This is a genomic window from Pseudoflavonifractor phocaeensis (assembly GCF_038439875.1).
In the GTDB taxonomy this organism is placed as follows: Bacteria; Bacillota; Clostridia; order Oscillospirales; family Oscillospiraceae; genus Vermiculatibacterium.
Map to the genome: position 1 here is coordinate 72,540 of NZ_JBCDMT010000005.1, position 17,178 is coordinate 89,717.

Annotated in this window: 26 protein-coding genes; 3 read left to right on the forward strand and 23 right to left on the reverse strand. The window is 57.2% G+C overall.

Annotated features, from left to right (window positions below):
• Positions 1 to 388 precede the first annotated feature (388 nt).
• Both AAEU42_RS10080 and AAEU42_RS10085 read left to right on the forward strand, forming a co-directional pair.
• Positions 389 to 715 (forward strand): hypothetical protein, encoded by a 327-nt coding sequence (locus tag AAEU42_RS10080; protein WP_342233420.1) that lies wholly within the window; start codon positions 389 to 391, stop codon positions 713 to 715.
• Positions 712 to 1,221, forward strand: coding sequence for a hypothetical protein (locus AAEU42_RS10085; RefSeq protein WP_342233421.1), 510 nt, complete (start codon positions 712 to 714; stop codon positions 1,219 to 1,221). The genes AAEU42_RS10080 and AAEU42_RS10085 overlap by 4 nt, the downstream gene beginning before the upstream one ends.
• A 175-nt stretch (positions 1,222 to 1,396) precedes the next feature.
• Here the strand turns inward: AAEU42_RS10085 and AAEU42_RS10090 are convergent, their stop codons facing one another.
• From AAEU42_RS10090 to AAEU42_RS10140, 11 genes are all read right to left on the reverse strand, one after another.
• A complete protein-coding gene (locus tag AAEU42_RS10090) occupies positions 1,397 to 1,846 on the reverse strand; it encodes a hypothetical protein (RefSeq protein ID WP_342233422.1) in 450 nt (149 codons plus the stop codon).
• Between the two features lie 12 nt (positions 1,847 to 1,858).
• A complete protein-coding gene (locus tag AAEU42_RS10095; RefSeq protein ID WP_342233423.1) occupies positions 1,859 to 2,731 on the reverse strand; it encodes a major tail protein in 873 nt (290 codons plus the stop codon).
• A 5-nt stretch (positions 2,732 to 2,736) separates the two neighbouring features.
• Positions 2,737 to 3,117: a hypothetical protein gene (locus AAEU42_RS10100; RefSeq protein ID WP_342233424.1), complete on the reverse strand. Its 381-nt coding sequence runs from the start codon at positions 3,115 to 3,117 to the stop codon at positions 2,737 to 2,739.
• A gap of 98 nt (positions 3,118 to 3,215) precedes the next feature.
• A complete protein-coding gene (locus AAEU42_RS10105) occupies positions 3,216 to 3,551 on the reverse strand; it encodes a hypothetical protein (protein ID WP_342233425.1) in 336 nt (111 codons plus the stop codon).
• Positions 3,532 to 3,846, reverse strand: coding sequence for a hypothetical protein (locus AAEU42_RS10110; RefSeq protein ID WP_342233426.1), 315 nt, complete (start codon positions 3,844 to 3,846; stop codon positions 3,532 to 3,534). Before AAEU42_RS10110 ends, AAEU42_RS10105 begins: the two co-directional genes overlap by 20 nt.
• Positions 3,836 to 4,126, reverse strand: coding sequence for a hypothetical protein (locus AAEU42_RS10115; RefSeq protein WP_342233427.1), 291 nt, complete (start codon positions 4,124 to 4,126; stop codon positions 3,836 to 3,838). Before AAEU42_RS10115 ends, AAEU42_RS10110 begins: the two co-directional genes overlap by 11 nt.
• 12 nt (positions 4,127 to 4,138) lie before the next feature.
• Positions 4,139 to 5,518: a phage major capsid protein gene (locus AAEU42_RS10120; RefSeq protein ID WP_342233428.1), complete on the reverse strand. Its 1,380-nt coding sequence runs from the start codon at positions 5,516 to 5,518 to the stop codon at positions 4,139 to 4,141.
• A complete protein-coding gene (locus AAEU42_RS10125) occupies positions 5,519 to 6,100 on the reverse strand; it encodes an HK97 family phage prohead protease (RefSeq protein ID WP_342233429.1) in 582 nt (193 codons plus the stop codon).
• Positions 6,093 to 7,286 carry a phage portal protein gene (locus tag AAEU42_RS10130; RefSeq protein WP_342233430.1) on the reverse strand — a complete coding sequence of 398 codons (1,194 nt, stop codon included), beginning with the start codon at positions 7,284 to 7,286 and terminating at the stop codon, positions 6,093 to 6,095. Before AAEU42_RS10130 ends, AAEU42_RS10125 begins: the two co-directional genes overlap by 8 nt.
• A gap of 12 nt (positions 7,287 to 7,298) precedes the next feature.
• Complete coding sequence (locus AAEU42_RS10135; protein ID WP_425288215.1) at positions 7,299 to 9,017, reverse strand: terminase large subunit; 1,719 nt, start codon at positions 9,015 to 9,017, stop codon at positions 7,299 to 7,301.
• Positions 9,018 to 9,054: 37 nt separating this feature from the next.
• The gene (locus AAEU42_RS10140) at positions 9,055 to 9,492 is read right to left on the reverse strand and encodes a P27 family phage terminase small subunit (RefSeq protein ID WP_342233432.1); all 438 of its coding nucleotides are present in this window, start codon (positions 9,490 to 9,492) and stop codon (positions 9,055 to 9,057) included.
• Positions 9,493 to 9,948: 456 nt separating this feature from the next.
• On the opposite strand from AAEU42_RS10140, the gene AAEU42_RS10145 reads away from it, so the two are divergent.
• Positions 9,949 to 10,092 (forward strand): hypothetical protein, encoded by a 144-nt coding sequence (locus tag AAEU42_RS10145; RefSeq protein WP_342233433.1) that lies wholly within the window; start codon positions 9,949 to 9,951, stop codon positions 10,090 to 10,092.
• A gap of 462 nt (positions 10,093 to 10,554) precedes the next feature.
• On the opposite strand, the gene AAEU42_RS10150 is transcribed toward AAEU42_RS10145, so the two are convergent.
• From AAEU42_RS10150 to AAEU42_RS10205, 12 genes are all read right to left on the reverse strand, one after another.
• The gene (locus tag AAEU42_RS10150; RefSeq protein WP_342233434.1) at positions 10,555 to 10,995 is read right to left on the reverse strand and encodes a hypothetical protein; all 441 of its coding nucleotides are present in this window, start codon (positions 10,993 to 10,995) and stop codon (positions 10,555 to 10,557) included.
• 210 nt (positions 10,996 to 11,205) lie between these two features.
• Positions 11,206 to 11,370 carry a hypothetical protein gene (locus AAEU42_RS10155; RefSeq protein ID WP_342233435.1) on the reverse strand — a complete coding sequence of 55 codons (165 nt, stop codon included), beginning with the start codon at positions 11,368 to 11,370 and terminating at the stop codon, positions 11,206 to 11,208.
• A 153-nt stretch (positions 11,371 to 11,523) separates the two neighbouring features.
• The gene (locus AAEU42_RS10160; RefSeq protein ID WP_342233436.1) at positions 11,524 to 12,843 is read right to left on the reverse strand and encodes a DnaB-like helicase C-terminal domain-containing protein; all 1,320 of its coding nucleotides are present in this window, start codon (positions 12,841 to 12,843) and stop codon (positions 11,524 to 11,526) included.
• Positions 12,824 to 13,480: a hypothetical protein gene (locus AAEU42_RS10165; protein WP_342233437.1), complete on the reverse strand. Its 657-nt coding sequence runs from the start codon at positions 13,478 to 13,480 to the stop codon at positions 12,824 to 12,826. The genes AAEU42_RS10160 and AAEU42_RS10165 overlap by 20 nt, the downstream gene beginning before the upstream one ends.
• Positions 13,481 to 13,498: 18 nt before the next feature.
• Positions 13,499 to 14,137, reverse strand: a complete 639-nt coding sequence (locus AAEU42_RS10170; RefSeq protein WP_342233438.1) for a CHC2 zinc finger domain-containing protein — start codon at positions 14,135 to 14,137, stop codon at positions 13,499 to 13,501.
• Positions 14,124 to 14,348, reverse strand: a complete 225-nt coding sequence (locus AAEU42_RS10175) for a hypothetical protein (RefSeq protein ID WP_342233439.1) — start codon at positions 14,346 to 14,348, stop codon at positions 14,124 to 14,126. Before AAEU42_RS10175 ends, AAEU42_RS10170 begins: the two co-directional genes overlap by 14 nt.
• Entirely contained in the window at positions 14,345 to 14,638 is a 294-nt protein-coding gene (locus tag AAEU42_RS10180; protein ID WP_342233440.1) for a hypothetical protein, read from the reverse strand. The genes AAEU42_RS10175 and AAEU42_RS10180 overlap by 4 nt, the downstream gene beginning before the upstream one ends.
• Entirely contained in the window at positions 14,635 to 14,943 is a 309-nt protein-coding gene (locus tag AAEU42_RS10185; RefSeq protein WP_342233441.1) for a hypothetical protein, read from the reverse strand. The genes AAEU42_RS10180 and AAEU42_RS10185 overlap by 4 nt, the downstream gene beginning before the upstream one ends.
• Positions 14,940 to 15,254, reverse strand: a complete 315-nt coding sequence (locus tag AAEU42_RS10190; protein ID WP_342233442.1) for a hypothetical protein — start codon at positions 15,252 to 15,254, stop codon at positions 14,940 to 14,942. The genes AAEU42_RS10185 and AAEU42_RS10190 overlap by 4 nt, the downstream gene beginning before the upstream one ends.
• Before the next feature lie 196 nt (positions 15,255 to 15,450).
• Positions 15,451 to 15,714 carry a hypothetical protein gene (locus AAEU42_RS10195; RefSeq protein ID WP_342233443.1) on the reverse strand — a complete coding sequence of 88 codons (264 nt, stop codon included), beginning with the start codon at positions 15,712 to 15,714 and terminating at the stop codon, positions 15,451 to 15,453.
• 201 nt (positions 15,715 to 15,915) lie between these two features.
• Positions 15,916 to 16,131, reverse strand: coding sequence for a hypothetical protein (locus tag AAEU42_RS10200; RefSeq protein WP_342233444.1), 216 nt, complete (start codon positions 16,129 to 16,131; stop codon positions 15,916 to 15,918).
• 274 nt (positions 16,132 to 16,405) lie between these two features.
• Positions 16,406 to 17,116 carry a BRO-N domain-containing protein gene (locus tag AAEU42_RS10205; RefSeq protein ID WP_342233445.1) on the reverse strand — a complete coding sequence of 237 codons (711 nt, stop codon included), beginning with the start codon at positions 17,114 to 17,116 and terminating at the stop codon, positions 16,406 to 16,408.
• Positions 17,117 to 17,178: the final 62 nt, after the last annotated feature.

Genomic DNA, 17,178 nt, shown 5'->3' on the forward strand with positions numbered 1-17,178 from the left:
ATCAGGTCGGCGTTTTTGATGAAACAATTTGAAAGAAAATATGTGAAAACGCTTGACAAATATACGTACGTATGTTATTATTATATCAGAAAGGAGGTCAAGCATTGAGCAAGAAAAAGAAAAGCGGCAACAAGGAGCAGCCCGCCAGCTACATCACCCTTGTTACCGCCATCATCAACCTCGTGGTTTCTCTCATACTGCTGTATGAAAAGCTCACGAGTTGAGGCGAGGGGGAGCAATCCCCCTCCCCTCAGATGATAGCAAATAAGCCGCTCAATGTCAAACACTATGGATACTTTGGTTTATGTGCTCCTTGGAATCAACATCGTTCTTTCCATCGTCGCCATCATTCTGTCCGTCAAGGCCATCCGGAACGGGAGGAAATAATATGCTGGAAGAGAGCAAGTATAAATCCCAAATGAAAAACCTGCGTAAGAACTATGTCCGCTTTCCCTTGGACCTGAAACCGGAAGTTCTGGACGGCTTCAAAGCTGCCTGTTCGGCCAACGGGACCACCCCCACTACGGAAATCAAAAAATTTATTGCCCGATACTGCGCTAAATATGGCCGGGGCGTTCCCGGTCTGACGACGGACGTCGAAGTTGAACTTCCCGCCAACCTTGCCCGCTTCGCCACTGAACAAGGCATTGACTTAAATGACTTTTTGGTTGACTTATTGACTGAAAAGCTGGGTTCAGATGGAGAAAAAACATGACGTTCCACGGCATGAGCGGCACACGTCTCTACCGCATTTACAGCGGAATGAAACAGCGTTGCTACAACCCCCACGCTCCTCAATACTCCCGTTATGGTGGGCGTGGTATCACCGTCTGCCCTGCATGGCTTGGCCCCGAAGGGTTCCAGCACTTTTATAAATGGGCGATGGAACATGGTTACAAAGACCCGCTTACGATTGACCGAATCAACTCAAATCAGGGTTATGCGCCGGAAAATTGCCAATGGCTCACTTTGAGCGACAATTCCTCAAAGGCCCAGCGAGAAAAGAGCCTTCGCCGTTGGGACGGACACGGACCGCATGCGTTGCCAGACATGAGCAAATGCTCTCTTTTCGTCCAGGGACTTTTGAAAAAAGGATGGCGGCCCGCTTTTGCGTCTGCCGACCAAGTCCTTCTTAAAAAGGGCCATCAAAAAATTACGGTTCCTATCAAAGACGAGCCAAAGGAAAAAATAAAGCAACTGCTGTCTCCCATCATCAAATAGCCGGAGGCCCCCACGGGCCCCCGGCTTTTCTTGTCCTATGGGATATCCGGAAGCATTTCCTCGTCGTCCACCGCTCTGGCCTCCCTGGCCCCCTTGCTGATATTGTAGCAGGCAATGAGGTCCAACAGCTCCCCGTATGGCATACACCACACCTCCCGCTGAGAGAGACCTATCTTCAGTCCGAGGTAGAGGCACCACGCAAAGGTTCCTCCCCCTGCGTGGCCGCCCCGTTTTTTTCGCCGTCCTCCGGCTCAGTCTCCACGGTGCGAGTCATGCTGCGGTTCATCGTGGCGAACACTTTCTTCATCAGCCCATTTATGTCGATGCCATCCATGAGAATGGAAATTTCCTCCTGGGTGGGAGCCGTGTCATTGGCCCCCTCCAAAAGGTTCCGCCTCGCAACCCCCTGATTCACCAGCAGGGCCAGCATCCAAAACAGGTTTTCCATCAGATTCGCTTCGTCGTTCCCTGGAAAAAGCGTGTTCATTTTTTCCAGAGAGCCACACCGTCCCACCACGGCCTGGGTCGCCGCCAGAGAGAAAACCATGGGGTAATCCTTTCCCCCGATAGAGACGGAAGGGTAATCCCGGCCAGCCAGACAAATGGTATCCTTCACCCCATCCATGCCGCCGCCCCCTTACGCCCCGGCGGTCTTAGTGACCGTCACGGTGTACACCTTCTTGGCCCCGCCGTTGGTGACGGTGATGGTGACAGTGTTTTCCCCCTCCGCCCAGGTGGCGGCGGTGCCATTGGCGACGGTGGTCCCGCCCACGTCGATGGTCACAGCGGCGCCGGTGGCGGCGGTGGCCGTGATGGTGTTGGTGGCGTTGGCGGTCTCGGCGGCATACAGGGTCACCGCCGGGTCAAAGGCCGGGGTCAGGGTGAGGCTTCCCAGGCTCAGGCCGGTCAAAGCGGCGCTCTCCTCCACGATGTTCAGCTTCTGCTTGATGTAGGCCCTGGCAAGCGCCTCGCTCTCCACCGTGGCCTCCATTTTCCAGTTGTGCTCCTCGGTGTCGTCCCGCATGATGGTGCCCTCCAGCTTGGGGGTCTGCCACTCGATTTTCTCCCCCATGGTCTTGGCGCTGTCCTCGGGCACACTGAACTTGACCTTGGGCAGGACCACCGCACGGAAGAGTAGCTTGCCGTCCTTCTTCTTGGGAATGATGATGCCCATGCCCAGATCGGGGTCCTTCCGGTTCTCCCCGAAGGCCAGCTCCATCACGGTCTTTTCCCCCACCTTCACCTCACGGGGCTCCACCCCGAGAATGGCGGCGCCGACCTCCTGGGTCAAATCATCGGTGGTGATGCTCACCGTGCCGCCCGCAAAACTGGTGTCACTCTCGGCCACCCCGTCGTCGGCATAAAGGTTATTGTCGCTTGCGCTCTCGATCTTGGCGGAAAACTCCACCGCCTTGCCCAGCAGACCGCCGCCGGAATAGCTCACGGCGCCCGTCACCGGGTCCACGGTGTATTTGGCGAAATAGGGAGATCTCAGTCCGATCCCTGCCATATCAATCACTCCTTCATTGTTTTCTGAATTTCTTCCTCGACCACACGGCCCATCTCCGCCTCCGCCTTTTTCCTCACGGCGGTAACGGCGGGCCGGACAAAGGGCGTTTTTTGCCGCACAGAAGACCCGCTTTCAACGGCTCGGGCCAACAGTTGATTCGGCACACCCTTCGGATATTTCTTGGTCGGATTGGAGCCGTACCCGTCAAATCCGACCTTGGCGCTAATGTATCCGTCTCCGCCAATCTGGATCGGCGTAATCCCAAAGGATTCCTCCAAATCCCGCTTTTGCCGGGCTGGAAGGCCGGAAAAAAGCTCTCTCTTCCCCAAGCGCCGAAAGCGCTCCTCCGGCAAAGCAGTCAGATTCTTTTTCACTGCGTCGGCCACGATCCCGGCCCCGGCGTAAACTGACTTTTTCGCAATCTCCTCCGACCCGGAGGCCAGCTTGGAGAGCTTGAGGGCGTATTCCTCCCCCAGCTTGAGCGTCATGTGTCCCACGGTGCCATCGCCCCTTCCCACACCCACTCATAGTGATAAAGCCGGGCTTCATCCTCATACTGGATGCTGTTCAGCCGCCACGCCATTCCGGCTTGTGTCAGCACGGTCTGGACCTTTCCGGCCAGCGGATCGTATTCCCGCTGTGTGAAAAGGTCCACCGTGCCTTGCAGGGCCATGTCCTCCCCGGCGTTATCGGCATAGACGCTTTCTCCCTGGCTGTCCTCCGCCCATACCAAATAGGGCGCCGTCGGACACCGGGCGGAAAAGTGGGACACGTCCGGCGTTACGGCTCTTAGCCGGGCCTCAAATTCCCGCAAGGTCAAAGTGCGTCCCCACCCTTTCCAGGGACAGGTCTGTGACCTGGAGCCCGTCTTCATCCAAGGTGTGCTGGACCTGGAGGATACGGTACTGATTCTCCCCGATGCCGCACATGTCGGAAGTGAGGACGTCCCGGTCCCTCCAGATACGCACCAGAAGGTCCGTCCTGAGGTTTTCCGCCAAGGAGGCGTAATAGCGGCTCATTCCAACCGTGCGTTCTCCATAGGGATGTTCCCGCAGAGGGACCCACCCCTGTTTCGTCTCCCGGTAGAGCTTCAGCCGCCCACTGTCAAACAGCATCGCTCCCGCCTCCCACCGCCTGGGCCACTATGAGATCGTGCCGCATCCGCCGCAAGAACTCCGGTTCGGCCTCGCCGTTCACCCGCTTGCGGTACATCCAGGCTGCGGTCCCAACGGTCAAATAGGCGCAGTCCTCACCGGAATCGTCCCGGACGCCCTGCCGCTCCAGGTGCTTTTTGGCCGCCCGGAGCAGCAGGCGCAAATAATCTTCGTCCCCCAGGTCGGCGCCGGTGCGCTGAAGGTCGATTTTCAACAGCGTCAAAAGCTCGTCTTCGCCCATCGGCGCACCTCTTTACTTTCCGGAGTTGGCGGGCGCCACAGGCTCGGTCTGGCCGGCGAAGTCCACACTGGTGGTCGGGGCCTTACCGGAGATGTTCAGTCCCACGAAGCCTTCGGGGATGGCAGGAACACCGTCATACCGGGCGGTCCCTTTGAAGATGGTCTGGTCCTCGACGAACCGGGCGTGCTCACTCTGGCCGATGGCCGCACCGGCCCGCTCGGCCAGCAGGTAGAGGTCGCCGTAACCGCCCACCACGTCGCCGTCGGGGATGAAGTCCAGCTCCACAATGTCGCCGCCCACAATAGGCATCGTCCCATTCTGGGCGGAGACAACGGCCCCGGCGGCGTTGAAGGTGACGGCCTCCGCCTGAAGCATGGTCTTGGTGGTCTCGCTCATAGCCCAGAACTTGACCCCCCGGCTGAACTTGCCCTTGGCTTTGCCGGAGGCCAGCACCAGAGCCTTGAACAGATCCACACCGCTCTTGCCGCTGATGGTAACCAGGTTGCTGGTATGCAGGTCTTCCCAGGGCCGGGCGGTGGCGGAATAATCGGAGGGCTTGGCGGTCTGGGCCAGCCGGGTCATGACGCCCAGGGGCATCTTGACGCCCTTGCCGTACAGCACGGCCTTGTCCAGGGCGTAGCCGATGGCCTGCCCCAGAGCGGTGATGATCTCAGAGGCCAGGGCAATGTCGGAATCCTCCATCGTGGCGTTGCACACGGCGATAAAGCCGCCCACCTTGTAGCCGTCCACCTCCACGTTGTTGAAGGTAAGGGACAGCTCATTCAGACTGGCGCACATCTCCGTCCAAACGCCCTCGGGGATGGTCCCCATGATGTTCTGGCGGGCCTTGCCGGGTACAGGCCTGACATTGACATACTTGTAGAGCTTGCTGTACCCCTGGACCTGCTCCCGAATCAGGCCCAGCATCACCTCGGGGATCAACAGCTCCGAGCCGTTGATGGCCCGCTTCTGTCCGGCCAGCTCCCGCACCCGCACGAGGAAGTCTTTCACATCCTCCCTCGCCAGGAAGGCGTCCCGCCGCTCCATGGTCATACCGAAAAACGCTCTCGTCTCCATCTGAACCTCTCCCTTTCTCTCCTGTCCGCCGGTGGGGGCGGGCTTCTTCCGCTCCAACGCCTCCACCTCGGTTTCGATTTCTTTGATCTCGCCCTCCAGGGCGGTGGCCGCCTTCTCGTTGGCGTCCTTATCCCGGTCATACTGCTCCACGGCCTCTTCCACGGCCTGCTTCTCCTCGTCGCTCCGGGCCTCGTCGATATCCTTTTCCAACTCGGCCTCCCGCCGCTGGAAGTCCTCGGCCTGCCGCCGCAGCTCTTCCAGCTCCGTGCGCTTCTCCTCCAGCTTCTTGCGAAGCATCAATACCTTCAGCGCCATTTACTCACTCGCTCCCTTCTTCATCTTGTTGCGCATCTCTTCCCGCCACATCTCCAGGCGGCGGGTCCGCACCGCTTCGTAATCCCGCTTCCGGGCCGCCACCCCCGTCTCCTCGTAGGCCGGGAACGTGACCACGCTCACCTCGTAGAGCCTGACCTTTTTGATGGTCCAGTGGACCGTCCCGTCCTCCTTGTAGTCGGTCTCCTCGTCCAGAATGTCAAACCCAAAGGAACACTGGGACACGTCCCCCCGCTGGACCCTGGCGTACAGGTTCATGGCGTCGGTGTCGTCCTGGTTGAGCCGAATCCGGCCCCACAGCCCCCGGCTGTCCTCCCGGAGCTCCAGCGTTCCCGCCGCCGTCCGGCCCAGCACCAACCGGGTCTCATGGTCCACCAGGGCCCGCACGTCTGCGGACAGGGCATCTGAAAAGGCCCCCGGCGCCACGCTCTCCGTGGCCCCCGGCCACAGCTCGTAGTTACTGCCGAAAACCGAGAAATATCCCTCGATGTACTTTTCTCCCGTCTCCTCCCTGGTCTGGAACTCCGCCGGAAGGCTCCTCGTCTGCATCTGTTTCCTATCCATCCGCTTCACCTCCGTTCAGCTTTTTTTGCTCCCCGATCATGCCTCGGGGGATGTAGTTCTCCAGGATCACCAGTTCGTCCAGCCCGTCCTTGGGGCTCAGGCCCAGCCAGTCCCGAACCTCGTTGCCCGTCATGATGCCCCGCACGAACTGATCGTCCCCCACCTGGGCCAGCTCCTTGATATCGTAAGCGTGGAGGGCCCTGGCGTTGAACCGGAAATAGAGCTCGGGAGAAACCAGCAGCTTGCGGGTCAACTCTTGCTCGATCCCTCGGGCAATGGGCAGAATGGTGGCGTCAATGAAGCTGTTCCACTCATCCCGCTTGAACTCTCCCACGCCCACCACAAAGGGGGGCACATGGAAAATCCCGGCCACCGTCCGCTTGTCGATGGTAACGGAATCGTTGAGCGCCAGATCATTGAGCGTCAGCGGCTTCACCTGTTCCACGTCGATGAGGTCGGCGGGCAGCACCCAGGGCGTCCCGGCCTCCTCCGTCCTCATGTACTTTTCCAGCAGGGCGTCCCGGCCCCGCTCCGACGCCATCTCTTCAGCGCTGGAGTTGACCCGCACGATAATAGAGGGCTTCCACTTGGATTCCATGAAGCCCTTCTTGGTCTGCGCCGCCTGCCGGAGGTTGTGGACCACATCCCGCAGGGCCACCCTGGCCCCCCGGCCCATCCATGGCCGCTCCGGGTCTGGGTTATAGACGAAATGGAGCACTTCATCCGGGCGGTATACCGCCCCGCCGCAGCGGATCAGATAGCCGTCCCCCTCCGCCTGGAACGTGAGAGAGGAAGGCTTGAGCGGGGCCAGATTGTCGATGCGCCCGCCCGAAATTTCGGGCAGGACCACGGCGTTTCCGACCCCCTCCAGAAGCATGGTCCTCACCAGATTTGTCATAAAGGTCATCCGGGTCATGTTCCGGCTGGGCTCAATGTCGATTTTCCGACTCAGCCCGTTTTTGATTCTCACATCTCCCCGGTCCGTGTTCTGCATGAGGTGGATCGTCATAGACCCGATGAGCCCGGCGATACGGTCCACCGCCATCAACACCTCCGGGTTTTCCGACAGACGGGTGAATCCAGGCACACACAGCCCGTCATACCCTTCCTGAGACAGCAGGAAGGCCACCGCCCCGTCCTGGGGCTTGTCCCTGGCCGGGTGGCCCCTCAGCTTTTTCTTACTCAATGCCATACCCCCTTATAGCCACTGTTTTGCTTTTTCGTTGAGCTCCATAGCCTCCAGCTTCCGCACACAGGCGAAAACCGAGGCGTCAAAAACGTCGATACGCTGCTCCGGCTCAACTTTTTCATATTGAATCATGTCGTCGGTCTTCTCGATGGCCCGGACATTCTGGACGCAATACTCGAAGGGGTCGGCATGGAGGTAATAAAGCTCACCGTTCTTGGCCTTGACCTCGATATGCCGGAACCCCTCCGACTTCTTGTAGTAAAGCTGCGGCTGATCCACCACGTTGAATCCCGCCGTTTTCATACCCACGTAATACTCCCGGCAGAATTTCCGGTCATGGCCCACCTGTTTGATCTTGAAGCCCTTACGCCGCATCTCCACAAACCAGTTGACCACCTCCGCATGGTTCACCGTGGGGCTGTTGCACATGTCCAGCCATCCGTCGTCCTTCCAGCCGAAGAGGGGGATGCCGTCCTCGTCGGCCTTCTGGTGGGCGGCCACCACCGGGAACCAGGCGTGAGGGATGATAATGTCCACGTCCACCTTCTTTCCATCCGCCCGCTCCCAGCCGTACAGGGTCCCATAGAGCACGGCGGCGGTCAAATCGTGGAGTTTGGACAGGTCGGCGCCGCCATACCACGCCACCGGCAGGGCGGCCAGATCTTCCAGGCTCCAGTCGTACAGCTCGTCGGAGCGCTGGAACTCCCCCAGGTCGAAATAGGCCCGCAGGGCGGAGGTGTAAACGTTCAGGCTCTTCGCCAGAAAGTCTTTTCTCTGCTGGGGGTCGTTCTGGGCCTCCAGGGCGTCGTTCATAATGTCGTCCGGGCGGATGGTCACACCGTAAGCCGGGTTTGCCATTTCATGGATGCGGGGATTCGTGAAATCCACATCCCCGTTCTCCCCCTCTTCCGCCTTGCAGATGAAAATGAAGAGCTGCTCGTTCTTCACCAGACCGTCCAGCACCTTCTTGCAGTATTGAAGCCGCCGGTAGCAAAAGCTGGACATGTTGTCGCCCGCCGTGGTGATCCCGATCATCAGCTTATTGGTATAAGCCTTCATGGCCTCCTTGATGATGTTGTACTGCTTGGGGCTTTTGAAGGCGTGGATCTCGTCGGCAATCGCCACGTTGCAGTTCAAGGAATCCTGAGCGTCCGGGTTGGCCGCCAAGGCCTGGATGAAGAGCGAACCCCCGTCCAGTTCCCCGCTGATGGAGTGTTCCTGATTGTTGTCGATCACCCGGAAGTTGTCCTTCTCCCCCATCTCCCCCAGATTGAAGTTGATGAAGTCAAAGCTCTCCAAGCTCTGCTTCAGGGCGGCGGCCACGATATAAACCTTACTGCCGCTCTTCCGGTTGAGCACCGCCAGGGCCCAGGCCAGGGCGGCGGAGAAGGAGGTCTTGACGTTCTTCCGGGGGATATAGATAAAGGCCTCCTTGAAGCGGCGGACCTTCCGGTCTGTCCCCGCCTCATAGAAGCCCAAGAGGTTATAGACGATGAACTTGTGAAAGGGCAGCAGCAGAAACGGCTTGCCCCGCATGGGGGTTCCGTCCAGCGCTTCCCCCTGTTGATGGACAAAGGTCTGCTCAATGAGCCGGATAACAAACTCGGCCTCTCGGGTGTCGAACTCAAACGCCGGGTCCTCCAGGTCCCGCAAAAACCGCTCACACGCCTGCTTCAGCTCCGGACAGGCAATTTTCCGCCCCTCCACGATCCCGCTGACATAATCCATGACCTCCCGCCGGTTTGGCGAGGGGGCGCCGCCCCTTTTACGGCCCACCCGTCAACGCCTCCGACAGCTTCGACGTCTTTCTAGGGGTCAGCCCCTTGTCGTGGATTTTTTTGAGCCCCGCCGGGGTCAGCCCCAAGATACCCTCCAGCCGGGTCAATTCGTCCCGCAGGCTTTCAATGGACCGGTACAGCTCCGTTTTGCAGTTGTTGGCCGCCTTGGCCTTATTGACGTAGACCTCTGTGATCTTGCAGCCCTCCAAATACCACTGAGCCATCAGCACATCGAATTGGAGGCGCATGTCCGCATAGCGCCGGATGGCCGGGAGAAATTCGTCCTTGTAGGTCCCCACGGATTTCATGTCCCGGACGGTCTGCTCCAAAATCTCGTCCACATACCGCTCCCGGCTCTCGTCGTTCAGCGCCAGCACACCGGCTTCCTTCTCGTCCCCCGCTTCGTTCCCCGTCTTGTTCCCCACCGTGCCAGCACCCCCCTTTCAAAAAACCTCGCTCTATTGGAAAAAGTTACCCTACCCAGTAACCTGAAACCGAAAATCAATCGTCTTTGGGTGGGGGGGTATGTCTTCTCCACCACTCCCCCAGCTCTGTGAGCTTCCCCGTCTTCCTGTCGTGCATCATGTTGTTTGCCCCATCCGACAGACTGAGAAGGTTCCAGTCGGCCAAGGCATACTCGGGGTAATCCTCCAGAGGCCAGATGTGATGTACTGTCGTAGCCCCTACCCGTCGACCATACCGAAGCGCTTCCCGGCAGAGATATCGGTCACGCCTCAAAATCTGTTTGCGCTTCGCTCTCCATTGCTTGGACCGATAGAACTCCTCACTTGTCACCATCACACCTCGGCTTTCCAATATTTGTTTACATCAATTTTTAAACATGATATAATGCACTAAATTAAATTTTAGGAGGTATTGTTATGTCCAAAGAGAACACTTGCCCAATATGCAGCAAAAAGTTTTCTGCCGATGAAGGCGCTATCAGCGACAACGGTAATTATATTTGCCAAGAATGTGCAGAAAAAGAACTGGATGACCTCATCCCAACAGATGAAAAATCCTAATCTCATAAACACTACCGCCGGAGGATTTATATATCCCCCGGCGGTCTTTTTTAGTTCCACACTATCGCAGGGGCTTTCGTTGGATCTGAGAGGCAGCGGGAGAATACCCCGCCTTGCGTCACCTCTCAGATCATTGGAGCCACCATCAGCCTCGTGCGGCCAAGAGTGACATATACCCCTCTTCGGGGTACGTTGCAGGCTCAACGGCTTTTCCTGCTTGCCGTGGCCCTCCCCCTTTCGGGTGAAGGAAACGGAAACGGCCCCTGCCGTCCTCATGCGGACAGCCTGGGCATGGGGCCCGACGAGGCTGGCACCCCGCCGGGCTGGTAGGAAAGGAGGCGCCCGTTACTCATGCCGCCACGGTGCCGGGCGACAGAAAGGCCGGAAGGGGCCTTACCTTGGCCCACTTCCATGGTTAGAGCATATCACGGTTTTTCTGGAAAATCGTCTCCTGAAATTCTCCTAGCTCTCAGTTACCCCATACATGGCAAGCGTAAATTTGCGCAACGCCCTATCCTTGCGCTTGTAGACACCTGGAGGGTTCTCGATGTTCAGCTCTTCGCATAAACGTTCCACGTTCCCCTTTCCACGGTGGATGAACATTAATTCCAAGATCCTGCGCTCCTCTTCGTCCAGCACAGAGAGCCCTTTTTCCACCATCCTCACCCGCCGCTGGGCAAGCTCCAAGTTCTTTTTGATCTCGTCCCGTTTAACAATGTTGGATAGGAGTTTGTCCCCAACTTCACCGCCGCCGCCAGTGACATGTTCACCCTCCCCCAAGGAGCTTCGCAAGGCTGATCTTTCTAACTCCAACCTCTCCAACTCCCCAGGCAGCGTAGCAAGGCTCATCCGCTGGGCCGGGTAGTTTTTTAACATGTCAATCGCTTCTCGCTTCCAGTCCATCAGTATGGCCACTCCTTCCTCGGCCGATCAGGTATGTACTTCGGACAAGCCTTGACACTCCAGGTCTTGCCTATCACCGACTTGCCTACCCTCTCTGCCGTCCAGCCAGGAACGGGTCTGAAATCAAGAGACCATTCACATCCACGACGCCCATCCTCAGTCGGTACAGCGTTCTGACAGCTCCAGCATAGTTGAGCCGTGGAAGCCGGTCTATTCGTCACCATGAAACCCCTCCCGAAAAAGCGCCTCTGCCTCCACGACTTTCTCCAAGTGCCCTTTGGCCGTCTCATTGCCTTCCGAGGCCATGAGCTCCCAAATGCGCCTTTCCTTCTGGAACAAGCGAAGCACCAGCTCTCGCATCTCCATTTCATTCATCTGCAATCCTCCTCCGTGTGCCAGGGGCACGATACTGTGTGCCTTTCGTTATCGCAACGATTACACATATCGGCATCCTCCAGACAATCCTTGGTCATGAAAAGCCCGCAAAGCCTACAAACGCACTCCCGGCATTCATAGTCCATGTCGCCCCTATACATTGCCGCCACTCTCCTCAAATGGGACCGGGGCGTCTCCCAGGTCCACTAAAGTCGTTTGCTCACCCATCCGCTCCCAGCCGTAGGCCTTAGACGGCCCCTTCCCCGGTGGGTAAAACCGGCACGAATCCGAATCGAACTCTAACCCGACCTTGCCCCGCTTCCCCCGGTTGCGGACCTTCATCACGTAGACCAGCGAGGAACAGCCCTCGTTCTCGGCCTCCTCGTCGGAGAGCCGCCGCACAGAAAACACGTTATCCGCAAGGTTTGCGATATCACCGGAGCCGGAAATATCGTCCCCGTCCGTCACCGGCTTGCCCTGCTGGGTCTTCCGGGGATGTGCCACCAAGTGGACGTGGACCCCTTGGGCTTTGGCAAATCGGGTCAACCGCTGGGTGAACATGGACTGAGCCCGGTAGAAATCCCGGTCCCCTGAAAGGCGGGTGGTCATGATGTTGTCCACCAGGAACACGTCACAGCCAAGAACACGATTTGCATAAGTAAACTCATCCAGGATTCGGTCCTCATCGTGGGCAGAGCCGTCCCGAATATCGTTGAGGTAATACCGCCCGGCCCACCACTCGTCCACCCGCCGGGCGGCCATGGGCTGGGCACAGCTTATCTGCTCCCCCACCTCCGGGTCCTGGAACAGATCCAGGTGTCCTGGCCCCACCGCTTGGACCAGGGCCCAGGCCTTGAACTGCCCGGCGGGCAGTTCCCCGGAGTAGGCGCAGACCTTGTGCCCTTGGTCGATGGCCTCCAGAAGGATCTGGCTCAGGAGGGTGGACTTTCCCTCCCCCCGCTTGCCCGTCCAGACAGACAATTCCCCGGAACGGAAACCGCCGGTGAGCTTGTCCAGCACCGGCAGGCCGGAGAGCGTGCGGGGGACCTCCCGCTCATCCAGGACCGAGACCCGGGCCAGCTCCAGAAGCCCGTAAGAGGGCTCCATCACCGCCCCGTACAAGATGCCATTGATCTCGCTTGGCAGATGGGCTTCCAGGAAAGCCGTAATGGAGGGATAGCCCCCAAAAGCCCCCTCCCGTGGGGAGAGCACCGGCAGGCCCCGGACATGGCGCCGCACCTGCTCCACCAGCTCCCGGTCCGGGGAGGCCACGAACACGAAGGGAAACTGGGAGAGCCAATCCCCGCAGTTCTTCACGTCCTCCCACCGCCCTGTCACTGAGAGACAGACGGCGTTGACACCGACGGCCTGCACATCCTCTGGAGACTGACACCACCAAAGGCCGGTGCTCATGCTCGGGTCGATCATCCGGGGCTCACAGAGAAGGACGTCATTAAAGCAGAGTCGGCCCATAGCCGTCATCCTCCTTGGTGCGTTCCGGGGAACAGGACCGGTCCCGCCTCTCCCAAGTCCTTACCGCCGCTTTCCAATCCACAATAGGCTTTCCCCGCCCCTGCTTCCAGCCGTTGGCCTCGTAATGATCCACGAACAGCTCTGGGTCCACATGATAATGCTTCTCCAGGCAATAGGCGGAAACCTCTTTCAGGGTGGGAGGAACAAACTTTTTACGAGCGGGAGGAGACGTCGTAGACGTCCCCTCTATTATTTCTTTATTATTAAATAAGGAAGGTTCGTTATTTTGTTGTTGTTTAGGTGTTGTCTTGTTCGTTGCCGCTTGGTACTCGGCGTAATTTTTCACTGTAATTACAGTGCCTTTAGGGAACGAAGTGCTCGTTATGGTGTTCGTTAATTTCAAACGCTCTAACGCCGTCCTCGTCTGCTGGTATGAAAGACCGGTTTCCAACGCCAGTTTTTTAACGCTACACAGCCTTTGTCCTCTTTTTATGACCATCCCTCGGATCTTGTGATCTTGATATTCGACGGTCAAAAGCAGATGGATAAAAAGGCGGCAGACGTTGATATCGTCATACCATTCCCAGCTCAGGATAGACCGATGGAGCGAGATAAACCCCCAGTTGTCTCCAATCACATATTTACCCTCCAGACCCTATCCAGCCGCTTGCCCGTGGCCTTTCTCAGGTTTTTTAACGTCACATTTTTCCTCCTTCGCTCTGCCCACGGCCCCATTGATGGCTGGCATAGCCTCCCACAGCGCTTCGTCTTCCTCAAAGGTGAGGAGGTCCAGGTAATATCCTATCGTCTCGATTTCCCGCAGGGCGTTGGCGTAGGTGTCTGGTATGGAGCCGGGAACAGCCAGTGCCCCACCCACCTTGACCATAAGCCACAGGGCCCGGAAACGACGTGTCAGCACTAAGAGGGCGTCTTTCCGCCACGCCTGAAACTGGCGCTTCCTCTCCCGCTCGGCCTCAGCCATAGCCACCGCCACCGGGTCCGCTGGGGCGCCAAGGTCTATCCCAAGGTGAAACACCTCATTGATCTCCTTGGCGGCCTCCAGCAACGGAACGTCCAGAAGCGCCGCTACAAGATCCATAACGTCCCCGTGGGCATCACATCCAAAACAGTGATACCGCTGTTGGTACAGGTGAAACGACGGGGTTTTCTCCCCATGAAACGGACAGCAACACCAGCCCCGCCGGTCAGGCTCAAGGCCAAAGTGCCGGGCTACCTCCGAGATATCCACGGCTTCCTTGACCCGCTGAAAGGCAGTAGGATCAATCCTGCTCATGCCTCTGGTACTCCGCCTGTCTTTTTTCCCGCCTAGCCTCCGCCCGCTCTGCTTTCCGGCCCTGGATAAACCCGAAAAGGAAGCAGTTGGCCGCAGCTTTCAACCCATATCCACCAGAGGCGCCGCAGATATCGGAAAGCTCTCCGAGCTTACAGCCGTGCCGTCCAGGCTTAACCTTCTGAATGTCTTTCATGAGCTTGTCAATATTCATGCGCCCGCCACCTCCTCCCCCAGCTCCCTGGCCAGCTTCATGCCCAGGCGGAAACCGTTGATGAAACCCTGCTTTTCATAAACGAGAGCAAATTCACCACCGATGGTTTCCAGGAGGTCCTTTTCATCTACCGTCAGATTCAAGGCATACACTTTCTTAGAAAAACATTCAGAAACATTTTCGGCCTCTTCAATCCTCTCATAGAACTCCGCCAGTTTCGTGCCGTCCGCCTTAACGTTGCTCTCGTCCGCACACGCCCAATACAGACGTTCCAAAAATTCCTTGTTCAAAGTTTCATCGCTCCTTTCGTTGCGTCCAGCCGCCCCTGTTCCCAGCAGAGACGTTCCCATTTGAGCAGAAGGCCCAACAATTTAACCTCTTCGTGCGTCATATGCTGCTTTCCCTTAAACTCACACCATTGCTCCGACGCAACCTCGAAATCCCTCAAATGATCCTCTTTGTTGATTCCTGCCACTCCGTCGTTGTAGAAACTACGCAAAAGCTGAATCAAAGGATCTGCCATCTCTTCCCCAAGCGCTCCCGTAATAGCGTCAATGATTTTAGGCGGAAGATCATAAATTTTTTTGCTTTTCATTTTTCCGCCTTCTTTCCAGCGTCACGCTGACCGTGATCCCAAGCAATAGCAATCCAACAGCGGATCCCCTCCATAAAGCCGACATACGCCTGCTTCCCGAGGTTGCTTTCGATAAGCCCGTCCACGAAGTCCATGGACAGCTTAATATCAGCAAAGTCAGATTTCAGTCCAGCTTCATAAGCGTTGTTGATAGTGGGGAGCCACTTCCCGACAAGATTTTTCGTGCTCCTTGGCAGTTTACGCCCCACAAGGTTCGCTTGGTAGGCCATGAACTCCTCCAGCGAGACGGGGAACTTAAAAGGAAGATTCATACCCTCACCCCTTTCTTGGCCTGAAACTCCCGGCCCGCCCGCCAAACGGCGGCAAGAGCACAACGCAGAAGCGTTTCCCCCCTCATGTCTCCACACTGGAAGCCGGGAGATAACCGAACGATTTTAGCCTTGAACGTTTGCACCGCCATTTCTACTTCGGCCACAGAGGGACACAAATCAAGGTCCAAACTGCAATTCATACTTGTTTTTCTCCTTCAGATCCCTTAAAATAGGGATGGATAAATTCACTGCATGGGTTTTCCACTTTGCCGCTTTCAGTGTTCACAGCACTGGAAGCGGCTCTCTTTTTTGCCCAAATTCCCAAACGCTTGGGAGTTTGGGAGGTTGTCAGTGTCAGGCCTGCCGCTCCGGTCAGCCCCAGAGCGAGCGGGATATTCTCGGCACACAGGGCCGCCAGGAGAGCGAGGAAGAAAGCCATGCAATTAACAGCCTTCTTCATTGCTTCTACCATCCCGGCGGGAAAAATACTCCAGCACTTCGTCCAAGTCCACTAGCGCCTTGGATTCGTTGGGCACCCACCTGATCTCCCCACGCTTCATAGCACGGCGGATAGCACTTTCCGTGATGCAGGTCCCAGGGTCTTGCATCTTGATTTCGGCAGCCGCCTTCCTGGCGCTTCTCATCCTCGGAAGAGGCATATTTACTCCTCCTCCCGCTCGGCCAGTCGCTTGGCAGAGCACTCAGCGCAGAGAACGACAGTGCCGTAGAGATCAAGGCCATCATCGGCATCCACGACGTCCGCAAGGTTAACCTGATGCTCACAGCCACAGCCGGGGCACATGGTAAACACATTCTCGTCGGTGATCTCACTCCGAAGGGTGACTCCTTCAGAAAGCTCGGTTTTGATATAAAACATGCTTTTCTCCTCTCGTTTCCAGTTTGTATGAAGATCGTAGGTAAGTGACTCTCTGTCACCCAGCTCTTAAAATTGTCGGTTGGGGCTTTTTACTGTTGCAGAAATCAGAAACAGTTGTAGAAATTAGGAGAGGTTAAAGGGTTTGCAGAAATCAGAAAACCTTTTCCACTTTGCTGATTTTGACAGGTAGGTCAATATCATTGACCAAGCTCTTAAACCGTTTAAGAGCCTCTTCCCACTTCTGAAAACTGGAACCTCTGCACTTTAGGGGTAGTCAAAGGGAAAGAATCTCTCTGAACCTCTCTACCGCCTTATCGTTATAACGCCATGCCGGGACCTGCTTATTGCTGTGCCGGGACTTGTCCCACACCTCAACCGCATATTCAGGTACCTTCAGGCCATACTGGTTTGCAATACGCCCCACCTTGTTCCCGCTGAGACCACCCAGCATTGCACCGACCTCTTCCGCCGTGTAGGTGTACCCCGCCACCTCCGGGAGAGGCAGGACGGGTTTCCCCGCAAGAGCCTCGCTGGCATAGCTGGCACAAATCTGTTTGAACTCTGAGAGGGGCACCACGTCGGCCACCCTCATCCACATGGATGCGACACGAGCTCGACTGTTGTTGAGCTTGGCTTCGGCCAGGGCCGCCTTGTTGGGGTCGGTAATGTATGCGCCCGTTTTGCGGATGCTGGGAAGCACCTCGTCGAAGATCCAGCTCTCGAAGCGGTCCGCACCAGGAAGCTCCGAGCTGGCGGCGAGACGGTAAATGTCGCCCTCGGGGATAAAGTTGGTGAGCTGCTTGCCTCCGCCGGTAAGGAGGTGGCGTTTTACCACCCCCTTGCAATGGAGCTTAATAGCGTTGGTTGGGTCTTTGTAGCCGAGTGATATTGCCACGTCTTTGGCGCAAAAGAGAATTTTGTCTTTCTCCTCCAGAGTGCGCACTTGACCAAACTCAGGGTTGCTAAAAAGCATCAGTTCGTTCATGTGGTCTCCTTTCTCAGTCCGTTTTATGGGGTAAGTTTGTGGTGTCCTTGTTTCGTCTGCAA